This is a genomic window from Mucilaginibacter phenanthrenivorans, assembly GCF_024721155.1.
GTDB lineage: Bacteria > Bacteroidota > Bacteroidia > Sphingobacteriales > Sphingobacteriaceae > Mucilaginibacter > Mucilaginibacter phenanthrenivorans.
Genome location: NZ_JAHVAP010000001.1, coordinates 370,369 through 395,014 on the forward strand (window position 1 = coordinate 370,369; position 24,646 = coordinate 395,014).

The 24,646-nt window shown below is 42.6% G+C and carries 22 protein-coding genes; 14 read left to right on the plus strand and 8 right to left on the minus strand.

What is annotated here, in order from left to right; genetic code table 11:
* Positions 1-5 precede the first annotated feature (5 nt).
* The 4 genes from KXD93_RS01580 to KXD93_RS01595 all read right to left on the minus strand — a co-directional run bounded on the left by KXD93_RS01580 (position 6) and on the right by KXD93_RS01595 (position 4,772).
* Entirely contained in the window at positions 6-1,226 is a 1,221-nt protein-coding gene (locus tag KXD93_RS01580) for an ABC transporter permease (protein ID WP_258135105.1), read from the minus strand.
* A 94-nt stretch (positions 1,227-1,320) separates the two neighbouring features.
* The gene (locus KXD93_RS01585) at positions 1,321-2,070 is read right to left on the minus strand and encodes an ABC transporter ATP-binding protein (protein WP_308726275.1); all 750 of its coding nucleotides are present in this window, start codon (positions 2,068-2,070) and stop codon (positions 1,321-1,323) included.
* Positions 2,067-3,377 (minus strand): efflux RND transporter periplasmic adaptor subunit, encoded by a 1,311-nt coding sequence (locus KXD93_RS01590; protein ID WP_258135106.1) that lies wholly within the window; start codon positions 3,375-3,377, stop codon positions 2,067-2,069. The genes KXD93_RS01585 and KXD93_RS01590 overlap by 4 nt, the downstream gene beginning before the upstream one ends.
* 12 nt (positions 3,378-3,389) lie before the next feature.
* Positions 3,390-4,772, minus strand: coding sequence for a TolC family protein (locus KXD93_RS01595; protein WP_258135107.1), 1,383 nt, complete (start codon positions 4,770-4,772; stop codon positions 3,390-3,392).
* Between the two features lie 260 nt (positions 4,773-5,032).
* On the opposite strand from KXD93_RS01595, the gene pta reads away from it, so the two are divergent.
* Genes pta through KXD93_RS01620 form a run of 5 tightly spaced genes read left to right on the plus strand, consistent with a single transcriptional unit; the run spans position 5,033 to position 10,507 of the window.
* Entirely contained in the window at positions 5,033-7,126 is a 2,094-nt protein-coding gene (gene pta, locus KXD93_RS01600; RefSeq protein WP_258135108.1) for a phosphate acetyltransferase, read from the plus strand.
* 11 nt (positions 7,127-7,137) lie between these two features.
* A complete protein-coding gene (locus KXD93_RS01605) occupies positions 7,138-8,337 on the plus strand; it encodes an acetate/propionate family kinase (RefSeq protein ID WP_258135109.1) in 1,200 nt (399 codons plus the stop codon).
* A 28-nt stretch (positions 8,338-8,365) separates the two neighbouring features.
* Positions 8,366-8,569, plus strand: coding sequence for a hypothetical protein (locus tag KXD93_RS01610; protein ID WP_258135110.1), 204 nt, complete (start codon positions 8,366-8,368; stop codon positions 8,567-8,569).
* Positions 8,570-8,580: 11 nt separating this feature from the next.
* Positions 8,581-9,543, plus strand: coding sequence for an energy transducer TonB (locus KXD93_RS01615; RefSeq protein WP_258135111.1), 963 nt, complete (start codon positions 8,581-8,583; stop codon positions 9,541-9,543).
* 13 nt (positions 9,544-9,556) lie between these two features.
* Complete coding sequence (locus tag KXD93_RS01620; protein ID WP_258135112.1) at positions 9,557-10,507, plus strand: energy transducer TonB; 951 nt, start codon at positions 9,557-9,559, stop codon at positions 10,505-10,507.
* A 70-nt stretch (positions 10,508-10,577) separates the two neighbouring features.
* On the opposite strand, the gene mdh is transcribed toward KXD93_RS01620, so the two are convergent.
* A complete protein-coding gene (mdh, locus tag KXD93_RS01625; protein ID WP_258135113.1) occupies positions 10,578-11,516 on the minus strand; it encodes a malate dehydrogenase in 939 nt (312 codons plus the stop codon).
* 457 nt (positions 11,517-11,973) lie between these two features.
* On the opposite strand from mdh, the gene KXD93_RS01630 reads away from it, so the two are divergent.
* A complete protein-coding gene (locus KXD93_RS01630; RefSeq protein WP_258135114.1) occupies positions 11,974-12,984 on the plus strand; it encodes a glutamine synthetase beta-grasp domain-containing protein in 1,011 nt (336 codons plus the stop codon).
* 8 nt (positions 12,985-12,992) lie between these two features.
* On the opposite strand, the gene KXD93_RS01635 is transcribed toward KXD93_RS01630, so the two are convergent.
* Positions 12,993-13,436: a gamma-glutamylcyclotransferase family protein gene (locus KXD93_RS01635; protein WP_258135115.1), complete on the minus strand. Its 444-nt coding sequence runs from the start codon at positions 13,434-13,436 to the stop codon at positions 12,993-12,995.
* Positions 13,437-13,555: 119 nt separating this feature from the next.
* Here KXD93_RS01635 and KXD93_RS01640 point away from each other — a divergent pair, with 119 nt between their 5' ends.
* The 6 genes from KXD93_RS01640 to KXD93_RS01665 all read left to right on the plus strand — a co-directional run bounded on the left by KXD93_RS01640 (position 13,556) and on the right by KXD93_RS01665 (position 20,388).
* Positions 13,556-14,914, plus strand: a complete 1,359-nt coding sequence (locus KXD93_RS01640; RefSeq protein ID WP_258135116.1) for a glutamine synthetase family protein — start codon at positions 13,556-13,558, stop codon at positions 14,912-14,914.
* A gap of 6 nt (positions 14,915-14,920) precedes the next feature.
* Complete coding sequence (locus KXD93_RS01645; RefSeq protein WP_258135117.1) at positions 14,921-16,024, plus strand: hypothetical protein; 1,104 nt, start codon at positions 14,921-14,923, stop codon at positions 16,022-16,024.
* A gap of 51 nt (positions 16,025-16,075) precedes the next feature.
* Positions 16,076-16,945 carry an HAD-IIA family hydrolase gene (locus KXD93_RS01650; protein ID WP_258135118.1) on the plus strand — a complete coding sequence of 290 codons (870 nt, stop codon included), beginning with the start codon at positions 16,076-16,078 and terminating at the stop codon, positions 16,943-16,945.
* A gap of 111 nt (positions 16,946-17,056) precedes the next feature.
* Complete coding sequence (locus tag KXD93_RS01655; RefSeq protein WP_258135119.1) at positions 17,057-18,094, plus strand: glycoside hydrolase family 43 protein; 1,038 nt, start codon at positions 17,057-17,059, stop codon at positions 18,092-18,094.
* 14 nt (positions 18,095-18,108) lie between these two features.
* Positions 18,109-19,167: a glycoside hydrolase 5 family protein gene (locus KXD93_RS01660; protein ID WP_258135120.1), complete on the plus strand. Its 1,059-nt coding sequence runs from the start codon at positions 18,109-18,111 to the stop codon at positions 19,165-19,167.
* Between the two features lie 42 nt (positions 19,168-19,209).
* Complete coding sequence (locus KXD93_RS01665; protein WP_258135121.1) at positions 19,210-20,388, plus strand: aldose epimerase family protein; 1,179 nt, start codon at positions 19,210-19,212, stop codon at positions 20,386-20,388.
* A gap of 45 nt (positions 20,389-20,433) precedes the next feature.
* On the opposite strand, the gene KXD93_RS01670 is transcribed toward KXD93_RS01665, so the two are convergent.
* Together KXD93_RS01670 and KXD93_RS01675 are read right to left on the minus strand one after the other, a co-directional pair.
* On the minus strand, positions 20,434-21,015 hold the full coding sequence (locus KXD93_RS01670; RefSeq protein WP_258135122.1) for a nucleotidyltransferase family protein: 582 nt from the start codon (positions 21,013-21,015) through the stop codon (positions 20,434-20,436).
* A complete protein-coding gene (locus tag KXD93_RS01675) occupies positions 21,012-22,211 on the minus strand; it encodes an XdhC family protein (protein WP_258135123.1) in 1,200 nt (399 codons plus the stop codon). Before KXD93_RS01675 ends, KXD93_RS01670 begins: the two co-directional genes overlap by 4 nt.
* Before the next feature lie 103 nt (positions 22,212-22,314).
* On the opposite strand from KXD93_RS01675, the gene moaA reads away from it, so the two are divergent.
* Complete coding sequence (moaA, locus tag KXD93_RS01680) at positions 22,315-23,367, plus strand: GTP 3',8-cyclase MoaA (protein WP_258135124.1); 1,053 nt, start codon at positions 22,315-22,317, stop codon at positions 23,365-23,367.
* 27 nt (positions 23,368-23,394) lie between these two features.
* A complete protein-coding gene (locus KXD93_RS01685; RefSeq protein ID WP_258135125.1) occupies positions 23,395-24,588 on the plus strand; it encodes a molybdopterin molybdotransferase MoeA in 1,194 nt (397 codons plus the stop codon).
* Positions 24,589-24,646: the final 58 nt, after the last annotated feature.

Below are 24,646 nucleotides of genomic sequence, written 5' to 3' on the forward strand. Positions count from 1 at the left end.
CCGGCTTACTCGTACCGCAATGCCTCAATCGGGTCAAGTCTTGAAGCTTTTTGAGCAGGGTAGTAGCCGAAGAAAATTCCCGTAACAGCACATACCACAAAGGAAAGTACTACAGACGATTCTGAAACAATAGTAGGCCAGCCAAGCGTAAGCGTAACTATTTGGGTGGATACAAAACCAAGCAGCACACCGATAACGCCGCCGGTAATACTGATGAGCACGGCCTCCATCAAAAATTGCATCAAAATATCCTTGCCTCGCGCGCCTATCGACATACGCAGACCAATCTCCTTTGTACGTTCAGTTACGGATACATACATGATGTTCATAATACCTATGCCGCCGATTACTAATGAAATACCTGCAACTACAGTAAGCAGCACAGTGAGCAGGCCGCTGGTTGAACTTAGGGTAGCTATCAGTTCCTGTTGGGTGCGCACAGTAAAATCATTGTCCTCAAATGAACGCAGGCGGTGAGAGTCGCGAAGTGTTTGAGTCATTTCTGCTACGGCTGCATCGGTTGATTGCTCATCTATGGCTGATGCATAGATGTTAGAATAGTAAATAGAAGCCAAAATCCGCTTTTGTACCGTAGTATAAGGTGCAATCAAGATGTCATCCTGGTCCTGCCCAAATGCATTAAATCCTTTGGGTGCCAGTACGCCGATTATCTGAAAGGGAATGTGCCCAAAACGGATGATCTTACCGATGGGATTTTCACCGCCGGGAAATAGATTATCAATTACAGTTTGGCCGATAAGGCACACTTTGGCAGAAGTCCTGACGTCATTTTCAGTAAACGCAATTCCATCCCTTAAACTCAATTTGCGGATATCGAGGTATTCCGGGCTTACACCCGACATTGTGGTGGGCCAGTTTAAAGCGCCGTTTATGGCCTGTCCTTTTGAACTAACCGAGGGCGATAGTTCAGATATGTTTTTTACGGTCGCTTTTAAAGCGGTAATGTCTTTAGCGGTAAGGGTTTGAAAACTAGCACCGGCGATCCGTACGCCACCATTAAGATTACTAGCAGGCTGCACCGTGATCATATTGGTACCCATATTGCTTAACTGGTCGTGGATGCTTTGTTTTGATCCCTGGCCAATGGCCACCATGGCAATAACAGAGCCCACACCGATGATAATCCCGAGCATAGTTAAAAATGCCCGCAGTTTATTGCGTTGCAATGCCTTAAGCGCTATCCGTATCAGGTTTACGAAACTCATTTTATTTTGGTCATTGGGCAGTGGTCATTACTCATTTGTCTTGTGCTATTGGTCTTTTTTAAATCACTAATTCACTAACTCAGTAATTCACTAATTAATAATCATCCGTTACCGGTAAATTTTCGAGTACTTCTTTTGCGCTGCGGATATTTTCATTGCGGCTATCCTTTTGAATAATGCCGTCGCGTAATTGTATGGTGCGGCTGCTGAATGAAGCGATATCAGGCTCATGCGTAACAAAAACGATGGTTTTACCCTGTTTGGAATTTAACTCCTGCATCAGGGCCATAATTTCGTACGACGTACGACTATCAAGGTTGCCCGTAGCCTCATCAGCCAGGATCATAACAGGTTCATTCACCAGCGCGCGGGCAATGGCTACACGTTGCTGTTGCCCACCCGATAGTTGGTTTGGTGTATGATCATGCCGGTCTGCTAGTTTTACCGCTTCTAAAGCGTGGATCGCTCTTTCACGCCGTTCTGCAGCGCTTATTTCCTTGTTATACAATAGCGGCAGCTCCACATTTTCAAGCGCGGTGGTACGCGGCAGCAGGTTATAAGCCTGGAAAACAAAGCCTATTTTATGATTGCGTAACTGGGCAAGTTCATCACGTGATAAACTTTTAATATCCACACCATCCAAAAAATAATTTCCGATGGTAGGTTTATCCAGGCAACCCAAAATATTAAGCAAAGTTGTTTTGCCCGACCCGCTGCTACCCATAATGGTAACGAACTCGCCAGCATCAACCTCAAAGTTTATACCTCTGAGCGCGTGGACTGTCTCGCTACCCATTATAAACTCGCGTTTCAGTGCCTTGATTTCTAATATTTTTTTGCTCATCGGGTACGGCCTCCTCCACCTCCACCGCCACCGCCGCCACCACGGCGTTGCGGTAGGAATGGACTTGCACCAGGTGTAGTTGCCGCCCCTGCTTTGCCGGCCGCGCCACCGGTTACACCTGTAATTACCAGGTCGCTTGTAGCAAGGCCCGATAATACCTCAACGTGCGTATTGTCGTTTAAGCCGATGGTTATTCGTTTTTGCACCAGCTTTTTGCCCTGCAGTAGCCAAACTGTTGCGTGTTGTTTTGTAATACCTGAACTATCATTCCGGCTTTTTGCCGTATGTGATAGCTGGTTTGCGCCTGCATCTCCGCCACTGGCAGCGCTGCCTTTTTTCATTTTCTTGTGTGGTACCTTACCTATAATTTCGTAATCCTTCGCCAGGGATGAGTCGGGGGTAAAGGCCAATGCCTTTGCGGGGATAAGCATAGCACCGTTTACTTCTTTCGTGTATATGATGATATTGGCCGTCATTCCCGGTTTTAGCTTCTCGTCCTTATTTGGCGCATTAATAATTGTCGTATAGGTTACCACGTTTGCCGACACAGACGGATGCAGGCGGATATCTTCAACTGTGCCCCCGAATGAATCGTTTATAAAGGCATCAACCGTAAACGATGCGCGGTTACCGGCCTTTACATCGCCGATATCTGCTTCATCTACATTTGCCTCAACCTCCATTTTGGTAATATCCTTAGCGATGATAAATAACGTAGGTGTGCTGAAACTTGCAGCAACCGTTTGTCCGACCGCGATGTTGCGATTCAGCACCACGCCGTCAATTGGCGAATAAATATCAGCATATGAAAGATTTTTTTGTGCCGAATTTACCTGCGCCTGGGCACTCTTAACATTGGCTTTGGCAGCATTGTAGGTGTTTAGCGCGCTGTCATAATCTGCCTTGCTGATCGCATCTGTTTTAAATAATAGATTTTGCCTGTCGAAATTGTTTTTTGCAAATACCTGTTGACTTTGAGCATTTAGCAGACTTCCCTTATATTGATCGAGGGCGGCCTGCAATAACGTTTTATCAAGCTCGGCTAATAGTTGGCCTTTTTTAACTTTCGAGTTAAAATCAACATACAAATATTTGATAATGCCGGAGACCTGGGTACCTACGGTTACTGTATCAACCGGTTCAATTTTACCGGTAGCAGTTACGCTTTGGGCAATGTACCCGGTATCTGGCTTTTCGGCCTGTATTACAATAGGTGCATCTTTTTTATGGAGGAACAGGAACCATATCAGCACAACCACTATCAGGATAACGGCAATTATTAATATTTTTTTGATAATTGGTTTCATGGCATCGTTCGGTTATAGTTTGATAGGGATCCCTCTGTAAAAGTCATAGATCTTTAAAGTTAGCAACTCGTTATATTTTGCCTGGATAAAAGCTTGCTGAGCCTGCACGAACAAAGTTTTTTGCAGCAAGAAGTCAACGGTATTGGCTACCCCAACTTTTAATTGTTCGCTGGCAATGCGGTAGCTTTCCTTACTGTATTTATATTGTTCAAGCGCAGCATCATATTGGCTCTTTGAATTTTGAACGTTTATAAAAGCCCGCTCCACTGTTTGTGAAAGAGTTGTTTTAGTGTTTCTTAAGTTAAGCTGTGATTGTTCCACATTAATCTTCGCTTCTTCAACTTGTGTTTTTACTACCCTTTTAGTAAATATTGGGATAGCGAGGTTTAGCCCGATCTGCTGGTTGAAATTGTAGTTAAGCTGGTTGCCAAAATTGCCTTGCCCGCTAGTGTACCCGGTATTAAGCGATCCGCCGGCTGTTAAGGTAGGTTTATAACCCGCCCTGGCTTTTTCAACATCGTATTGTGCTATCTTAACACTTAATTCGCCGCTCTTTACTTCCGGGCGGGTTGTAAGGGCGACCTTTTCAACGTCATGAAAAGCGGTAATTGTATCAATTGGCGTAATGGTATCTGGTTTGATAATGTCGAAATCAACATCGCTCGGTAAGAGCAGTAACTGTTTTAGGGTGAGCAGGTCACCGCGTTCCGTATTTTGCTGGTTCACAAGTGTGTACTTGTCGTTGGCCTGCTGCGCCTGTAATTGTATAAGCGCCGCACGGGCAACGCTGCCTACGTCGTAACGTTGCTGCTCCAGCTTTACCTGGGCCGTTGTGGTGGTTACTAAATCCTTGTCATAAATTACATTTTCCTTATCCAATAAAATGGTAAGGTAAGCCTGGGTTATTTGTAAGGTAATGTCATTTTCCTGTTGAATGATATTCAGGTTGGCAGCTTGCACGCCGAGGTTTTTCTGGCTGATATCGTTATTTATAAAATTCCCATTGTATAAGGTAACGGTAGAATTTAAGCTGTAGGAACCCGATGCAATAAAGGATGAGCCTTTGTTATTGTTAATTACTACACCATTACTGTCCACTGTGCTGACGGATCCATTATTCCTGCTGTTGGTATTGATGTGCTCAAGGTTTTGCGAGGCTGATCCCGACAAACTTGGCAGCCGCCCCGCCTTTGCCAGTAAATATTCCTGCTGGCTTGTTAACTGCGACAACCGGAGGGTATTGATCTGGATGTTGTTTTTCTTGGCATAGTCGATACATTTCACCAAATCCCATCGCAGGGTTTTGCCTATCAAGGTGCTGTCTTGTGCCCTGGCCGCGTTAAAGCCGGTAAGGATCAAGAACACAAGTATTATATTTCTTATTTTCAAAGGCATAGCTTGTATCGGCTAGTTGCTGAGTCTTTTAATTTTTTAATGAATAAAGGAACAGTTGCCTGGAAATGTTTGATTTGTTGGTGGTTATAATTGTAATATTTTAATTACCATTAAAATGCCCGCTTCAAAAGCGGCTCAAGTTGAGTTGTAACATGTTTGTCGCTGTCTGATTAAAAAGTCCCCCATTTACTTAAAATCAGCTTAAATATCACCCTGACACCTTACCCAAAACCGGGTGAAAACCCGTACTTTTGAAATGTATGACTAAGACAATATTCATAGCTTCTGCTGAACCTTACAGCGGTAAATCGATCATAGCACTTGGCCTGGTAGATATGCTCCTCGGCAAGGCGCAAAAAATAGGTTTTTTTAAACCTGTCATAAAAAATGATCCCAAAGACGGAGAAGACATCCATATCAGGACAATCATAGACCATTTTCAGCTGCCCCTAAAGTTTGAGGACACTTATGCGTATACACGGCAGGAGGTATTGCAGCATTTGGAGGATCAGAGCCAGGGTGAAATGATAGATACCATCATCAGCAGGTTTAAAAAGCTGGAAGAAAATTACGATTTTACAGTATTAGAGGGGAGTGATTTCCTGGGGCAAGGGACCGCATTTGAACTGGAAACCAATATGATGATCGCCAAAAACCTTAATGCACCTGCGTTATTGGTGGTATCGGGCGAAAGGAAGACAACTGCAGAGATCATACGGGATAGTTTGAACTTTTTGCACACGTTCGAGGAACGGGAGATCCAGGTGTTAGGGATTATTGCCAACAGGGTGCTGCCGGAACAAGCGGAAGATGTGCGGGAACTTTTGAAGGTTCAGCTGCCTGTCGAAATAATCAGCGCGGTTATCCCGGCTGATAAAGCGCTTCAAAATCCGACGATGGGGGACATCTATCAGAAACTTGGCGGCAAATTGCTTTTTGGCAAAGAATACCTGAATAACCAGGTTGACAATTTTGTTACAGGAGCCATGCAGGTGCCAAGCTTTTTAGGTTTTATTAAAGAAAATGTATTGATCGTAACGCCCGGCGACCGTGGCGATATTATCATCAGTTCGTTGCAGGCAAACTTATCCTCCAGCTATCCCAAAATAGCCGGAATAATTTTAACGGCCGGCGTAGTGCCTGAAGAACCTGTGATGAGATTGATAGAAGGTTTGCAGGTAGTGGTACCTATCATCTCAGTAGAAACAGGTACCTTTGAAACAACCACCAACGTGGCGACAGTAAAGGCAAGAATAACAAAGGATAATGATAAAAAGATCCAGATCGCTATTGATTCGTTCAACAAGTTTGTAGATATAGCCGCCCTTGACAAAAAGATAGCCACTTATCATTCTGAGGCAATTACGCCGCATATGTTTCAATACCAGCTGAGCAAGTGGGCGCGGCAGGAAATTAAAAATATAGTACTGCCCGAAGGTTATGATGACAGGATCCTGTTGGCTTCCTCCAGGTTAATTGCGCAAGGATTGGTTACACTTACGCTGCTGGGAAATCCTGTGGAGATCAACGCATCGGCAAAAAGGCTGGGGATTACGCTTGATGAAAGCAAAGTAAAGATCATCGACCCGGCTAATTCCGAAAATTATGATGATTATGTAAACACCCTTTACGAGTTGCGCAAAAGCAAAAACCTAACCCTCGAAATGGCGCGCGACCTGATGACAGATGTTTCCTACTTCGGTACAATGATGGTGTACAAAGGGCACGCCGATGGCATGGTTTCAGGAGCCACACACACAACCCAGCACACCATCAGACCGGCATTGCAGTTTATTAAAACCAAACCGGGCATTAAAACGGTGTCGTCTGTGTTTTTTATGTGCCTTGCAGACCGGGTGTCGGTATTCGGTGATTGTGCGGTTAATCCCAACCCAACAGCGGAAGAACTAGCGGAGATAGCTATTTCATCAGCAGATAACAGCAAACGTTTTGGCATAGAGCCCAGGATTGCCATGTTGTCTTACTCTTCGGGAACATCAGGTGCGGGCGAGGACGTAGAAAAGGTTAGGCGGGCAACTTTACTCGTACGGGAAAAACGTCCCGATTTAAAAGTAGAGGGCCCTATTCAATATGACGCGGCTGTTGACCCGATAGTGGGAAAACAAAAAATGCCAAACTCCGAAGTGGCAGGTCAGGCGAGTGTGTTGATATTTCCGGATCTGAACACCGGCAACAATACTTACAAGGCAGTTCAAAGGGAAACCGGCGCGCTTGCTATCGGGCCAATGTTACAAGGGCTAAATAAGCCGGTAAACGACCTGAGCCGTGGCTGTACCGTTGATGATGTTTTTAACACAGTAATAATCACCGCAATACAAAGTCAGCAAGCCTGATAAAAATACTTATGAATATATTGGTTCTTAATTCCGGAAGCAGCTCCATCAAATACCAGTTTTTTCAATTCCCCTCAACTGAACCTGTTTGCACAGGGCTGGTGGAGAGGATAGGGTTGGAAAATTCTATTATCACCCATAAAATAAATGTATCTGGCACCGAAAAGGTGATAAAAACCGAGGGCTTTATTGCTAACCATGAACAGGGCATGCTTGAAGTGGGTAAACTATTAACCCGCGCGGATATAGCAGTATTACAGGATCCATCCGAGTTGGAGGTTGTTGGCCATCGTATTGTACAAGGGGGCGAAACACTCACAAAAACAACCATTATCACACCCGAAGTTAAGGCGGAAATTAAACGGTTGTTCCCGCTTGCGCCATTGCACAACCCGGGACATTACAAAGGTATTGAGGTTTCTGAACAAATGTTTAAGAAAGCTGTCCAGGTGGCGGTGTTCGATACTTCATTTCATCAAACCCTGCCGGCAAAGGCTTACCGGTATGCGGTGCCTGAAAATTTTTATAAAGATTTGGGTATAAGAGTTTACGGATTCCATGGAACCAGCCATAAATACGTGTCTGAACGTGCCATGGAGTATTTGAACAATCCGAACGCGCGGCTAATCACCATACATTTGGGGAACGGCTGCAGTATGGCTGCTGTTAAAGCCGGCGTGTGTTTGGATACCAGCATGGGGCTAACGCCGCTTGATGGCCTGGTAATGGGTACCCGGTGTGGCAATATAGACCCCTCGGTATTGCTTTACCTGATAGAGCAGGAGGGATACACCTCTGAACAATTAAGCAACCTGTTAACAAAGCAAAGCGGGATGGTTGGCCTTACCGGACACAGCGATATGCGCGACATCAGGAAGATGATTGAGGAGGGGAATGCTAATGCAAAATTGGCTTATGAAATTTACGCCTATCGCATTAAAAAGTTCATAGGTTCCTACACAGCAGCGCTTAATGGATTGGATGCAATCATCTTTACTGCAGGGGTAGGAGAAAATGATGCGCTGGTTCGCGAGATGGCTTGTCGCGATATGAGCTATTTCGGGATTGAAATTGATTTGGCTAAAAACTCTGAACGTGTACCGGGCATAAGGGAAATTAATGCAGAAGATGCGAAAACCAAAATCCTTGTTGTGCCGACAAATGAAGAATTGGAAATTGCTAACCAGTGTTATGCATTGTTAAAAGCTTAGCGTATATTGCAGGTAGTTAATATTATTTATGCTTAAACCTTTACTTACATTCTTTACCTTTCTGGTTTTTGCCGGTGCTGTTAATGCGCAGTCGGGTGGGCTCATATACTATCTTAAAAATTCAGGGAAACTTGTAGCCTCAAAGGATAGCGCCGACTACTCTATGGTTGTTTTGCCGCCTGATACCAGCGTGGATAAAAATTTGTATTTGGTGCGTGAATATTACAAATGAGGAGTTTCGATATGTTTAAATACTTATTAGTTTTTGTCGTCAGTTTTTTAAGCGTCTGCGCGGTTAATGCGCAGACAGGTGGTCTGGTATATTACCTTACAAATTCAGGTAAACTTGTAACTTCGAAAGATAGTGCGGACTACTCTATGGTTGTTTTGCCGCCGGATACCAGCGTTGATAAAACAATGTATGTTGTATATGAATACTACAAAAATGGTAAGCCTAAATTAATGGCTAATTCAAACACAAACGATTTAAATTTACAATACCAGGGTCGGTATGTCGCTTATTTTCCAAACGGTCGAAAAAGTAAAATCGGCAATTTTTTAAATGGTCGGCCGGTTGGGCATGAAACTAAATATTATCCGAATGGTAAGTTTTATAGCAGTTTAGATTATTTAGATTTTAAACAACCCCTTTTAAGTGGGTGTAGTGATTCCACTGGCCGCGTTTTAGCTGAAAATGGCAATGGAAGCTGGGTTGAATATGATGATAATTTTTCGCTTATAACAGCAAATGGGCAAGTTGTAAACGGATTAAAAGAGGGAGAGTGGAAAGGAAGCTTAAATAAGTACGAGGATTTTGCTTCCTTTTATGAAAAAGGGAAGAGTTTAAATACAACGTATCGATACAAACCCGGTATTGACACCATTATAACAAAAGTTAAAAATGGAAAAGCTCCTGAATTTGCTGAGGGAGCGCAAGGTTTCGGTAAGTTTCTTGCTCAAAATATACATTATCCCGTTCAGGCCAGACAGGATGGCGTACAAGGTAAGGTAATCCTAATCGTTGTTGTAGAAAAGGACGGTACATTAACTAATATACGAGTGAAAAAGGGTATTGGTGACGGTTGTGATGAGGAATGTGTAAGATTCCTGCACCTTTCGCCTAAATGGATTCCGGGGCTTGATGAAAAAGGAACTCCTGTGAGGATGGAAACTACCATACCCATATCATTCACGCTATCTAATTAAATTGCTTTCGCTAATGATCAAAAATATATTAAGTTTTACGTTAAGTATATTTTTATACGTTACTGTATATGCGCAAACGGGTGGCATAGTATATTATCTTACAAATTCCGGAAAACTCGTTTCATCAAAAGAAAAGTCGGACTACAGCATGGTTGTCTTACCTCCTGACACTAACGTTGATAAAACAATGTATGTGGTTTATGAATACGACAAAAGCGGTAAAGTTAGGTTGATTACAAATTCAAAAACTAATGATGTGAACTTGTTATACCAGGGGAGGTTTGTTGCTTATTATCCTAATGGTAAAAAAATGCAAACCGGAATTTTTATTGACGGTAAGCATACCGGTCACGAAATTTATTATTATCCCAATGGTAAATTGTATACGATTAAAGATTACTCGCCTGGCGGGAAAGTTCTTTTCCGCGATTGTAGGGATTCGACAGGAAATATTTTAGCGGAAAATGGGAACGGAAAATGGGTGCAGTTTGATGACAACTTTACTATGGTTATAGCTGAAGGTAAAATTGAAAATGGACTCCAGGAAGGGGAATGGCATATCGCGTCGACTAAGTATGGCAAATCAACGTCAATGTATCTGAAGGGAAATCCATTCGATAAGGATACATATAAGATGTTACTTGCGGATTATGCGTTTAAAAATGTTGATGTTCTGCCCGAATTTCCGGGTGGTATGGAAGCATTTGCAAAATTTTTGGCTCAAACTATAAGATATCCACGCGATGCACGGGAACAAGGAGAACAGGGAAAAGTTATTGTCAATTTCGTAGTCGAAGCTGATGGATCCCTGACAAATTTTAAAATTACCAAAAGTGTTTCTAAAAGTATCGACGACGAGGCTTTAAGAGTGATTAAATTATCACCAATTTGGAATCCGGCTTTGGCCGGGGGCAAGCCCGTTCGGGTTGCATATAGTGTGCCGATTGTTTTTAGTGTAGGTTGAATAAACTAAATAAACAGAAAAAGGCCTCCACAATCAGTGAAAGCCTTTCTATAATAGATAATAGCAAATATTAAATAACGCCGGTATCAACCAAAACCTGGTTCATATTGCGTACGGCATCTGCACTCTTGTTAAATTCAGCTTGTTCAGCATCGCTCAATTTAAAATCAAGGATCTTTTCGAAACCGCCTTTACCAAGGATAACCGGAACAACCAGTGAAATATCTTTCTGGCTGTATTCGCCGTCAAGGGCAACACCACATGAAATCAGTTTTTTCTCGTCGCGTACAATGCTTTCAACCATTGCAGCAGTACCCGCGCCTGGTGCATACCATGCAGAAGTACCGATCAGTTTAGTTAAGGTAGCACCGCCAACCATTGTTGCTGCAACTACTTTGTCCTGTTGTTCTTTGCTCAATAGCTGGGTAACAGGGATGCTGTTCCAGGTAGCGTGGTTGATCAACGGGATCATGGTAGTATCACCGTGACCGCCGATAACTACTGCATTTAAATCAGCAGGAGAGCAGCCCAGTTCCTGGCTTAGGTAGTATTTAAAACGTGCTGAATCCAGTGCGCCACCCATACCTAAAATGCGGTTCTTTGGTAAGCCCGAAGTTTTAAGGGTAAGATAGTTCATGGTATCCATCGGGTTTGATACCACGATGATGATGGTGTTCGGAGAATATTTAAGTATGTTTTCGGTTACGCTTTTTACGATGTTAGCGTTAGTGCCGATCAGTTCTTCGCGGGTCATACCCGGTTTGCGCGGCAGGCCTGAAGTAATTACTACAACTTCTGAGTCTGCAGTAGCTGCATAATCATTGGTAACACCTTTAACTTTGGTATCAAAGCCTAAAAGGGCCGACGTTTGCATCATATCGATAGCCTTGCCTTCAGCAAAACCTTCGCGGATGTCTAACAAAATAAGTTCTTCGGCCAGTTCCTTCCTGGCGATATTATCTGCGCAGGTAGCTCCAACAGCTCCGGCACCAACAACAGTTATCTTCATATTACTAATTTGATTTGCAGATGGAAAAATAAATTGGCCGAAGATAGAGATTAATATTTTTCCCTGTGTAAAAAATCTGCAATATGTGGTTAAGGATTTGGGACTTCGGAATTTCGATGTCTGATTTGTGATTAACTGGTAAATCATAGATTATCAATCGATTTGAAATCTGCTTCTTTCAATCGATTGATTCTGGTTTAATTTATTATGTATAAGTGCTTATTTAAAGACCTATTTGCTCGTTTCCTGCAAATTTTAACCACTTGTTAATAAGTTTACAATTGTTTGATGTTTTTTCGTCAATTTCATACTATAAATAGGTGTTTTTAAAAATAATTAGAATTTTTTTTACATTTTGTAATGAATTTTATAAAAATAATTTAAATTCGCATCAATATTTGTAGATAACGTTTACAAAAAATAAGATTTCAACCCTATATTATAAATTCATTAAACAATGGCAACTAAACTCGAGTACATCTGGCTTGATGGCTACAAACCAACACAGAGCCTGCGCAGTAAAACAAAAATTGAAAAAGATTTCAGCGGTAAATTAGAAGATTGCCCAAATTGGAGCTTTGACGGTTCGTCAACCGAGCAGGCACCAGGTGGTTCATCTGATTGCGTATTGAAGCCTGTTTTTATTTGTAAAGATCCGGGAAGGCTAGATGCTTACCTGGTAATGTGCGAAGTACTTGATTCAACCGGCGCTCCACATGAGTCAAATGGCCGTGCTTTGATCCAGGATGATGATAATGATTTCTGGTTCGGATTTGAGCAGGAATACTTTTTATGGGATCCTGAAACCAACAAACCGCTTGGTTTCCCTGCTGGTGGCTACCCTGGTCCGCAAGGTCCTTATTACTGTTCAGTTGGCGCAAACAATGCTTACGGTCGTGATATCGTTGAAGAGCATTTGGATATCTGCCTTGAAGCAGGCTTAAACGTTGAAGGTATCAACGCTGAAGTTGCTGCAGGTCAGTGGGAATTCCAAATCTTCGCTAAAGGCGCTAAGGAAGCTGGTGACCAGATTTGGGTTGCACGTTACTTGCTTGAAAGAATTGGCGAAGCACATGGTGTATCGATCAACTGGCATTGCAAACCATTGGGCGAATTAGATTGGAATGGTTCAGGTATGCACGCTAACTTCTCAAATACTACTTTGAGAACTGCAGGCAGCAAAGAAACTTACGACAAAATTTGCGAAGCTTTCCGTCCGGCTGTTGCTGAATGTATTGCCGTTTATGGTGCGCACAATGAGCTGCGTTTAACCGGTAAGCACGAAACTGCTTCTATCCACGACTATAGCTATGGTGTATCTGACCGTGGTGCTTCTATCCGCATCCCGCTTTACACTGTTCAAAAAGGTTGGAATGGTTACCTGGAAGATCGTCGCCCTAACTCGGCTGCTGATCCGTACAAGGTTGCTGCTGTTATCATCAAAACCGTTAAATCGGCTGTACTCTAACTTCCTAACTAAACTAATATGTTCTCGTCCCCTGGTGGTAAAACGCCGGGGGATTTTTTATGATGATACTTGCCGGATGCTATCAATCTAAAATCATTAACAGGTAAATTGTATAAATACACCCAACATACAATCAGCGCATTCCTCGTTTCTATATTTATCAGTTCTCTTGTAAATAGATTAGGCTGGTCCTGTTCGGGACCGAATCCCTCATAGTCATCAAGCCTGTTTAATATTTCATCGGCATTATTTAGCCGGTATACTTTACCATACACGTAATTCAGCCCATTAATATCCAACACAGCACCCGGGTATTCGCCAACATCATAAAGCCTGCCTTTAAATTTCCCATCGGTATAAAAGGAACAATTCCGGTTTAAATACTTGCCGAATTCATTTTCCTTAGATAACAAGGTTCCGTAAACAAATAAATACTTGCTTGTTTGCGCCATTTATGCAGATTTGCTCAAACAAAGGTACAATTGGCAACGTATAGATTAGGTATACAATTTTATTGTTTATCCTTTACATTTATCTTGCTTAAATTGCCCCGCCATTTAGTTTACGTACCATGAACGAAGAACAGATCAAAACCTACCTTAAAGAAAATAACATAACAAAGATAAAATTCGCTTTTGCCGATATCGACGGTGTTTTACGCGGTAAGGTGATCCATCCAAAAAAGTTTCTTGACGGATTGGAGGGTGGTTATGGCTTTTGTGATGTGGTTTGGGGGTGGGACAGCAGCGATGCCTGTTATGACAACGTGAAGCTCACCGGCTGGCATACCGGTTATCCGGATCAGATGTGCCGGATAGATCTTGCGACTTTACGGAACGTTCCATGGGATGATAACATTCCTTTCTTTTTGGGCGATTTTAGCAAGGCTGACGGGAATGATCTGCCGGCATGCGGGAGGAGTCTTTTAAAACGCATTGCGAAACAATGCGACGATATGGGTTACCATACCGAGTTCGCCCAGGAATTTGAGTGGTTTAATTTTAGTGAAACACCACAAAGCTTAAAGGAAAAGGGTTTTGCCAATATGGAAAGCCTAACACCCGGTATGTTCGGTTACTCTATATTGCGTACCTCGCTGAACGATGAGTTTTATAATGACTTGTTTGATCTGCTGCTGCAATTTAATGTGCCGTTAGAGGGCTTACATACCGAAACTGGTCCGGGAGTATATGAAGCAGCTATATTGCACGATAGTGTTTTAGAAGCAGCTGATAAAGCAGTGTTGTTTAAAACTGCGGTAAAGGAGATCGCGAACAAACATGGCATTGTGGCTACCTTTATGGCCAAGTGGAACGAGAATTTGCCAGGCTGCAGCGGGCATATCCACCAAAGCTTATGGACAAAGGATAAGTTGAAGAATCTTTTTTATGATGCTGATGATGAGTTTAATATGAGCGGTCTGCACAAGCATTACTTAGCTGGTCAGCTGCACTGCCTGCCTCAGATCCTGCCAATGTATGCGCCAACAATAAATAGCTACAAGCGTTTGGTTGAGGGTGCCTGGGCGCCGACCACGGTAACCTGGGGTGTTGACAACCGCACAACTGCTTTAAGAGTGATTCACACCTCGGAAAACTATACCCGCCTGGAAACCCGCATTCCAGGCTCCGACACAAACCCATATTTGGCAATGGCCGCTGCTTTGGCATCAGGGTTATACGGAATAAAAAATAAGCTGCCTCTAACTATCCCGGCCACCGTTGGAAATGGGTACCAGGATAAACGTAACGGCAGTTTGTCGTCGAACCTGTTTGACGCAACAAATATCATGAAGGATTCAGCTATAGCAAAAGAACTATTTGGCGAAGCTTTTGTTGACCACTTTACTAATACCCGCCTTTGGGAATGCCGCCAGTTTGGCAAAAGCGTTACTGACTGGGAATTAAAAAGATACTTTGAAATTATATAATTAATAATGACAGCATTACACCTTGCAGAGCTTGAGCAGCCGTTAAAATCGAAAGCAAAAGCACTGACACCATTAGATTATACCTTTATTATAAAAAAAGCCTGGGAGGGTTACGATGCATCCAAGTCGATCAGTGAGATTGAGGATATCAGCGCCATGGTTTCTACAAACCATGTGTTCCGCATCACCTTTCATGATGGCGATATTGTTATAGCTAAACTAGCCTACTTTGGAGTTTATGAGCATTTTAAGGAAGATCATCGGATCATACACAGCCTTTCAAACAATTTGCTTTACCCGTTTGAAAACCTGCTTTCCAAATCGTTATTAAAAAATAACCGGGTTTATATTTACCGGCATAAACAAGGCAAAACAGATGCGTGGGTAGTGTTTTATAATCCTACACGTATCCTTGATCGTTTGCCGCGCAGGCTGGAAGATCACCACATTAAAAAATTAGGGCAACAGGTAGGGAAATTCCATAAAGCATGTTCGAGGGTTAAAAACGTATTGCCGAAATCATCCAAAACACTGCGTACCGATATTTTTGCGTTACAGAAGGACCTCGAAATTAACGAGAAGCAATACGGATCGGCTATGCAGGTTGATTTCCTGAAATATCATTGCGACCTGTTCATAAAAAACCGCTCGAAACACAACATGCGTTCGTTTGAGATCATTCCTGTTTTTATCGACTGGAATATCGGCAACTTTTCGGTAACACCGGACCTGGAACTGTATTCACGCTGGGATTACGATTGGTTTAGGATGAGCTACCGCATTCTTGACTTTTATTTCTTTAGCCGGGTATGTTCAGACAGGGGAGACCGTACCGTATTCAGCTATGTGATAACTACCATGATGGAGGACCGGTTTATCCTCTTCCTGAAGGAATATCACAAAGTAAACCCCATAACTGCCGACGAGATCCGTTTTTTAAAGGAAGCGTACCGCTTTTTTATTTTAAATTACGTGATAAAAGACGGCAAGTATTTTTTTAATGAACAATACGCCAAAAAATTACAAGCCGAAGCATTTGATATTTACCTGCCGTCTGTCGATAGAGATTTTGATGCGGAGAAGATCATCGAGGCGCTCGGTCTAAACTAATTGAAATATACAAGTCAACTAATCTCTGGTCTCTAACCTCTAATCTCTAGCATGAAACGCATCGAAAACTTTAAGTCCATCATTGACAAATACGATATTATATTTTTTGATGCATTTGGAGTAATTAAAACTTACCAGGGCCTGATGCCGGGCATTCAAAATACGTTTGACTACCTGTCGGAACAAGGGAAGGAATATTATATTGTTACCAACGATGCCTCCCGCAGCCCACTGCAACTGGCAGAAAGCTACCATCGCGCAGGATTAACGGTTATAACACCAGAAAGGATCGTATCCTCAGGGATGCTTACCAAGGAATATCTTGATTTAAAGGTTGATGATGGTATAGTTGCCTATTTGGGCACCCCCGAATCATCGCATTATATTGAAAGCTCTGGTTTACATACCTTGCCGGTAAGTTCCATTAATGCCGATAATATAGATAAAGTTAATGCATTGATCTTTTTAGATGACGAGGGTTTCAACTGGTGTGATGATTTGAATAAAACAGTGAATATTCTCCGTAAAAGAACGATCCCGGTTATAGTTGCAAATACAGACAAAGCATATCCTGTATCTATACATGATGTGGGTATCGCAATAGGTGGCATAGCAGCAATGATTGAGAGCATTATTGGCAGGCAATTTATAAGATTCGGTAAGCCTGATTCTCAGATGTTTATGTTTACATTCGATTTGATCCGCGAATATCGTACGGTAACCAAGCAACAAATAGTTATGGTAGGCGATACGCTGCAAACCGACATTTTGGGCGGTAATAAGTTTGGGTTGGATACCGTGTTGGTATTATCGGGAAATACCCTCCCTAAAGATGCCAATAACCGTATAACGGCTACCGGAATTGTGCCGACCTATATCTGCGATTCAGCAGTTGTTGATTTGGGCGGATTAAGATTTTGAGCAAAAAATCAAAATTTATCTTTGCTTAAATAAATAAAAAACTACCTTTAAAATTCGGTAAGCCTAATACATCAACAAAAACATTCAATTAATATGAGCTAGTAATTTGTTATGAAGCGACTTTTAAATGTATTCTTAACAGTTTTTATATTCAGTTCAGTATCTGCGCAACCCGTTAAAAGGCAGTTTACTAATCCGTTGCTGCCATCCGGGGCTGACCCATGGGTTATTTATCATAACGGTTATTACTATTACACCAATTCAATGGGCGACCGGTTGATTTTGTATAAAACAAAAAACATGGCCAATCTTAAATCGGGGGAGAATAAAACTGTCTGGATGCCGCCGCCAAACACCATGTATTCAAAGGAGCTTTGGGCACCCGAACTGCATTTTATAAATAATAAATGGTATATGTATTTTGCTGCAGATGATGGCGACAACAATCACCACCGCCTTTATGTGCTTGAAAACGCATCGGCTGATCCGTTAGAAGGCACATGGACATTCAAGGGAAAATTAAGCGATGATACAAATAAATGGGCCATTGATGTTTCCATGTTTGAAAACAAGGGTAAGCTTTATGTGATCTGGGCCGGATGGGAAGGCGATCAAAATGGTGAGCAGGATATTTACATCGCGCAACTAAAAAATCCATGGACTATCGGGAGTAAACGGGTAAAGATATCTTCTCCGACCTATGATTGGGAAAAATACGGCGACCTGGGCGAAAAGAGCAATCCGCCGCATGTTAATGTAAACGAGGGACCGGAAATACTCAAACATGGCAATAAGCTGTTCCTGATCTATTCAGCAAGTGGCTGCTGGACGGATTATTATGCACTGGGCATGTTATGCACTTCTGCGGATAAGGATTTACTTGACCCCGCTTCATGGACTAAATCTGAAACGCCTGTATTTAAACAATCTCCGGAAAATGGCGTGTATGCGCCGGGGCATAATTCATTTTTTAAATCTGCGGACGGGAAAGAGGATTGGATTCTTTACCACGCAAACTCAGCGCCCGGGCAGGGCTGTGGTAAACAAAGGTCCCCGAGAATGCAACAGTTTACCTGGGATAAGGATGGATCACCAAATTTCGGTATTCCGGTTAAAGAGGGAATTGCTTTAGACGCACCATCAGAATAAACCAACATAATAAAATGAGAAACAAAATTCTAATCGTTCTAACGCTATCGCTGGCCTTTTCTACGGCCATTGCGCAAAACAAAGCTGCAGGTGTCTGGCCTGCCGCTAAGGCAAATGCCTGGTATGCGCAGCACAAATGGATAAACGGCGCCAATTTTACACCGAGCACAGCTATTAATCAGCTGGAAATGTGGCAGGCGGATACGTTTGACCCGGCTACAATAGACCGAGAACTTGGTTTTGCCGAAGGTATTGGCTTTAATGCCATGCGCGTGTTTTTGCACAGCGTTGTTTGGAAGGAAGACCCAAAAGGCTTTAAAGATAGGATAAACAAATACTTGGCTATCGCCGATAAGCACCATATTCAAACCATATTTGTATTTTTTGATGATTGCTGGAATCCCAACGCCAAACCCGGCAAACAGCCCGCGCCGAAGCCCGGAATCCATAATTCAGGCTGGATGCAGGACCCCGGAAGGCTCCTCACAACTCCGGCTGATTTCTTAGCGCTTAAAGCTTATGTTGATGATATTTTAACTTCATTTAAGCACGATAAGCGGATCTTGTTATGGGATTTATATAATGAGCCCGGTAACGGCGACAAAAATAAAATAGCATCAAGGCTGTTGCCAAAGGTATTTGCGTGGGCTCACGCAATAAACCCTGATCAACCGGTAAGTTCAGGCATGTGGAATTGGGATTTGGAAACATTTAATAAGATCCAGCTTCAAAACTCCGACGTGATTACTTATCATTGTTATGATACACCTGATTTACACCAGCGCGTGGTTCAGTTGCTTAAATTAAATAATCGCCCTGTTATTTGCACCGAATATATGGCCCGTCCACGCAACAGTACCTTTGAAAATACCACGCCTATGCTGAAAAAGGAACATGTTGGCGCTATTAACTGGGGTTTTGTAAGCGGTAAAACAAATACCATTTACGCCTGGGATACGCCAATGCCCGATGGTTCGGAGCCTAAAGTTTGGTTTCACGATATTTTCCGAAAGGATGGTAGTCCTTACAAAAAGGAAGAAGTTGATTTGATTAAGAACCTGAACAGTAAATAACTATTACAACTGAATAAACCAATTTATTAAATTAGCCATTTTATGAACAAACGACTTAAAAATTTACCAGCAATTCTATTGCCTGCCTGTATGATATATTTTACAGCCTGCAACCAATCAGCAAACAAAACATCCACCACCACTATGACAGATAGTACAACTACGGCAACATTGCCACCAGCTAAAGGATTTGAAAAAACAGTTAACGGCAAGCAATCACATTTTTACCTGCTTAAAAATAAAAATGGCGTGCAGGCTGCAATCTCTGATTACGGAGCGCATTTGATTGGGCTTTTAGTCCCGGATAAAACAGGTAAATTAACCGATGTTGCCCTTGGGTTTGATGATATTGACGGCTATAAAAAGGCGCTCTCAAATTATTACGGTGCTACCATCGGTCGTTATGGCAACAGGATTGCCAAAGGACATTTCGTACTGGACGGAAAAAAATACGACCTGTTTATTAACAATAAACCTAATACGCTGCATGGTGGTAAAGTTGGATTTAATGATGTTGTGTGGGATGCCAAACAAGCAGATGATCACACGATAGTGCTTACCTATTTATCGAAGGATATGGAAGAAGGGTATCCGGGAAATTTAAATTGTAAGGTAACTTATGAACTTACCGATGATAATGCAGTTAAGATTAGCTACGAGGCAACAACAGATAAAAACACTATTGTAAATTTAACTAACCATAGCTATTTTAACCTTAACGGTGTTGGAAACGGTACTATACTTAACCATGTCGTGCAATTAAAAGCCGGTAATTTTACACCGGTTGATACAACGTTGATCCCTACAGGTAAAATTGTGCCGGTAGCGGGTACCCCCTTCGATTTTAGCTCCCCAACTACTATTGGAAGCAGGATAGAAGTAAAAGACGAGCAGTTGAAGAATGGAAAAGGTTATGATCATAATTTTGTATTAGATAAGCATGATATTACCACATCAATAGCAACAGTAACGGGCGATTTAAGCGGCATTAAAATGGAAATATTTACCACCGAGCCAGGCCTGCAATTTTATAGCGGGAATTTTATGGACGGCAGCAATACTTTGTGGGGTGGTAAAAAGGATGGACACCGTACCGGTTTTGCAATGGAAACACAACATTTTCCTGATTCACCTAATCAGCCGCAATTTCCGTCAACTGAGTTGAAGCCAGGCGAAACATATAAAACTCAAACTATCTACAGGTTCTCGGTAGTGAAATAATAAAATAACATTTGTAATTGCGGGGGTACCCGCAATTACAAATGTTTAAGAATTCTGCTTCAGGTTCTCGTAATCTTCAGTAGTGTCAATATCCACGCTTCCCAAAAGGAATGGAATTGTGGTGATGTTGACCTCATATTTTAGCATTAGCTTTTTAGCACCCTCGTTACCCTGTAGCAAAAGTAATTCCGGGAAATAATAGCCGTCAAAGAAAACCGGCGGACCTATGGCCCTGTTGTATGCGCTGGCCGTTATGTTTTTTGCGGAATTTGTAGGAATTAGCTGTTTTAGGATCTCTGCATCTACAAATGGTTGGTCGCAAAGCATTAAAATAACAGAATCAACCTTGGTCTCGTTTTTTTGCAGTGCGTTGATCCCTGCGCGAATTGATGACGACATGCCTTCTTCCCAATCATCATTATAAATAATCTCAACGGGTAAATCTTCGGCAATGGGTTTGATGAGATCGGCGTTTGCGCCTAAAACTACAATAACCGGCAGGCAGCCGGTTTCCAATGCTGCGTTGATTGTTCGCTGGAGGAGCGTTTTATCCTTATAAATTAAGTTCTGTTTAGGTTTGCCTAACCTGCTCGAGGAGCCTGCGGCGAGAATAACTATCCCGGTCATTTAGCGTATGGAGTTATTTCATCAATCACAACGGTTTGCTGAACAACCTGTTCAGCGTGGCGGTTATGTACCGATGTTTTATCTCTCAACGAGTTTACAGTCTTTTTGTTTAACACGGCTTGTATTTCTGCAATTATAGATAATGCAATTTCGTCAGCATTTTCTGATCCGATATCTATCCCTGCGGGGCCATAAACACTATTTAATTGTGGGGGTGTTATATTAATCCCTTCTTCTTGTATCTCGTCCAGCATTCGCTGCAATCGCTTCTTAGGGCCGAGTGATGCAACATAAGGAAGTTGAATCGGCAAAAGTTGCCTGAGGATTGCCAGGTCGTAATTGTAATTGTGCGTCATTAGAACCACGGCGCTCCTGTCATCAAATTTTAGGTTAGAAAGGGCCGGGCCTGGTTTTGATATGATGATTTTTTTGGCGAGCGGAAAACGCTCCGGTACAGCATAATTTGCACGGCCGTCCACTAACGATACATGCCAGCCCAAAACGGCCGCAAATTGTACCATCGGGATGGCGTCGTTGCCGGCGCCAAAAATTACCAGCGAAACGGCAGGCTGCAACAATTCTATAAAGCAGGTATAACCGTTGCCATAGACATAAGTTTTGGTAACTGAGTTACCGTTCTTTAACACATCCCGTGCGTCTGCCAATACCGCCTGTTGGATCTCGTTATCCGGGATAGAACCATTGGTTTGCTCAATTGAGTCCATCAACAGGCAGGTACCGGGCTGCGTTGCTTGCCTGTTACTCAATGAAAATATGGTGATCAGGACAACCTGCTCGCGTTTACTCAGAAACTGTTTGAATAAATTAATAGGCGAAATTTCACTACCCGGGAATAATGGTTCAATCAGTATGTGGATAATACCATTGCAACCTAAGCCTACGCCAAATTTGGCATCGTCATCATCGGTGGTATCATAAGTAACCAGCATTGGCTTACTTTGTGCCATGGCCAAACGGGCCTTTCTTAATGCATCACCCTCCAGGCAGCCACCGCTTATTGCACCGGTAAGTTCGCCATCCTCGGTAACCAGCATGCGTGCACCCGCCCGCCTGTATGACGAACCTTCAACCAGCACTACTGTTGCCAGGGCAGTTTGCCTGCCGGCTCCGGCAGCTTTGTCATATGCGTTTACTATGTCCTGTAGTTCCTTCAATTTGGAAGATGTTGTTAACAAAGATACTTCAATAGGTTAAATATCGGCTTTAAATAACCACTACAAATTCATGCTTTTGTAAATAATATGTTAATTATACCATAAATAGTACAATGAAAAAACAATGTGCTGGCTTGTATTATTTACCTTTACACAAACATCTTTGTTTTACAAAACGATTATTTTTTTGCTGACAGATAACCACGGACGAAAAATTAACTACCTGCGGCTTGCCGTAACAGACAGGTGCAACCTGCGTTGCTTTTATTGCATGCCCGAGGAGGGACTTAACTGGCTTTCCCGCTCGGCATTGATGACGTACGAAGAAATGCTGCAGAGTTGCGCGCTGCTGGTAAAAATGGGAATTGAAAAGATCAGGATAACCGGTGGCGAACCGTTTGTCCGTAAGGATATTATGAAGTTGCTCACCGCTTTATCTGAATTGCCGGGGCTAAAGGAGTTAACACTCACAACTAATGGCGTTTTAACCGCGCCGCATGTGGCTGAGTTAAAAAGGATAGGGGTAAGCTCAGTAAATTTGAGTTTAGATACTTTAGATGCCAACCGTTTCTTCGCCATTACCAAACGCGATGAATTTGGTAATGTAATGAAAACACTGGATGAACTTTTAAAGCACGATATTGAGGTAAAGGTAAATGCGGTAGTGATGGACGGTAAAAATACGCAGGATATTATTCCGCTGGTTGAGTTGACAAAGGATTTGCCTGTGAGCGTGCGGTTTATTGAAGAAATGCCATTTAATGGAGATGGCCATGTTTATGCAGGTTTGAAGTGGGATTATGTGCGGATTTTAGACGAGATAAAAGCACACTATCCGGCAATAAAAAAGCTGGATGATGCTCAATACTCAACTTCATACAATTACCAGTTGCCGGGGCATAAGGGCAGCGTAGGGATAATTGCAGCCTATTCCCGTACATTTTGCGGAACCTGCAACCGCATTAGAATTACCCCCGAAGGGGAGCTGAAAACGTGTTTGTATGACAATGGCGTAATGAATATTAAGGATCTTTTACGACAAGGAATTAATGAAGATGATTTGAAGGAACGCTTGCTGAATACTTTTAACAACCGTGTAAAAGATGGCTGGGAGGCAGAACACCAGCGGGCCGAAAGTCAGGGTGTACATGAATCGATGGCCACAATTGGCGGTTAAGAAATACAAATTACAAAAGCCGGTGATATGATAACTGTTGAAGAAGCTGAAAAAATTATACTTGCACAGGCAGGAGATTACGGGGCAGAGATCATTCCATTCGACCTTAGCCTGGGCAGGGTATTAGCCGAAAATATTAAAGCCGACCGAGATCTGCCGCCCTTTAACAGGGTTACTATGGATGGCATTGCAGTAAATTATAATGCTATTGAATCCGGAGTTAGCACCTTTAAGATAAAAGCAACGCAGGCTGCGGGTGATGAGCCTGTTGACCTGGAAGAACATGACGATTGCGTAGAGATCATGACCGGCGCCATGTTGCCTGCATCTGCGGATACAATAATTCGTTATGAAGACCTGGAGCTACGTGCCGGCCTTGCAACCTTAGTAACCCACGAAATAAAACGCGGTCAGAACATCCATTATAAAGGGAAGGATAAAAAGCAGGACGATCTTGTTGCTTCCATTGGTCAGCTAATAACCCCGGCGTTGATCAGTATGGTGGCGTCTGTTGGTGAAACAGAGTTAAGGGTGAAGAAACTCCCAAGGGTGATGATCCTTTCGTCGGGCGATGAATTGGTTGAGGTTGATCAGTCGCCGTCTCCGTATCAAATCCGGAGGTCAAATAATTACACAGTTAAGGCAGTTTTGCAAAAGCATCATATCGAAGCGGACATGCTTCACCTGCCCGATAACCCGGAAATCATCAAAAAGCAGCTAAAAAACTGCCTTGAAAATTATGATGTATTGCTGTTAAGCGGCGGCATCTCTATGGGTAAGTTCGATCACATTCCAAAAGCATTGGAAGAATTGAACGTTGAACAGCTTCTTTATAAGGTGCAGCAACGGCCCGGTAAGCCATTTTGGTTTGGTAAGCACAATAAGGGACCTTTGGTATTTGCATTTCCCGGTAACCCGGTAGCAACGTTTATGTGCCTGCATCGTTATTTTTTACCCTGGCTTAATGCGTCATTAGGAATTCAAGGCAATCCGCAAGTTCGCGCGGTATTGAACGACCGGGTAAGCTTTCATCATCCGTTAAAATACTTTTTACAGGTAAAGCTGCATCAAAACGAATATTGTCAGTTGGTGGCAACTCCTGTTGAAGGCAATGGTTCAGGAGATTTTGCTAACTTAACTGATACAGATGCATTTATGGAACTACCTTTGGAGCGTAATGAGTTTAAAAAGGGAGAAGTTTTTAAGGTATGGCAATTCTAAACTAAGATTTGTAGGATAATACGATTATAGGATTGGTAAACACGATAAGGAATTAAAA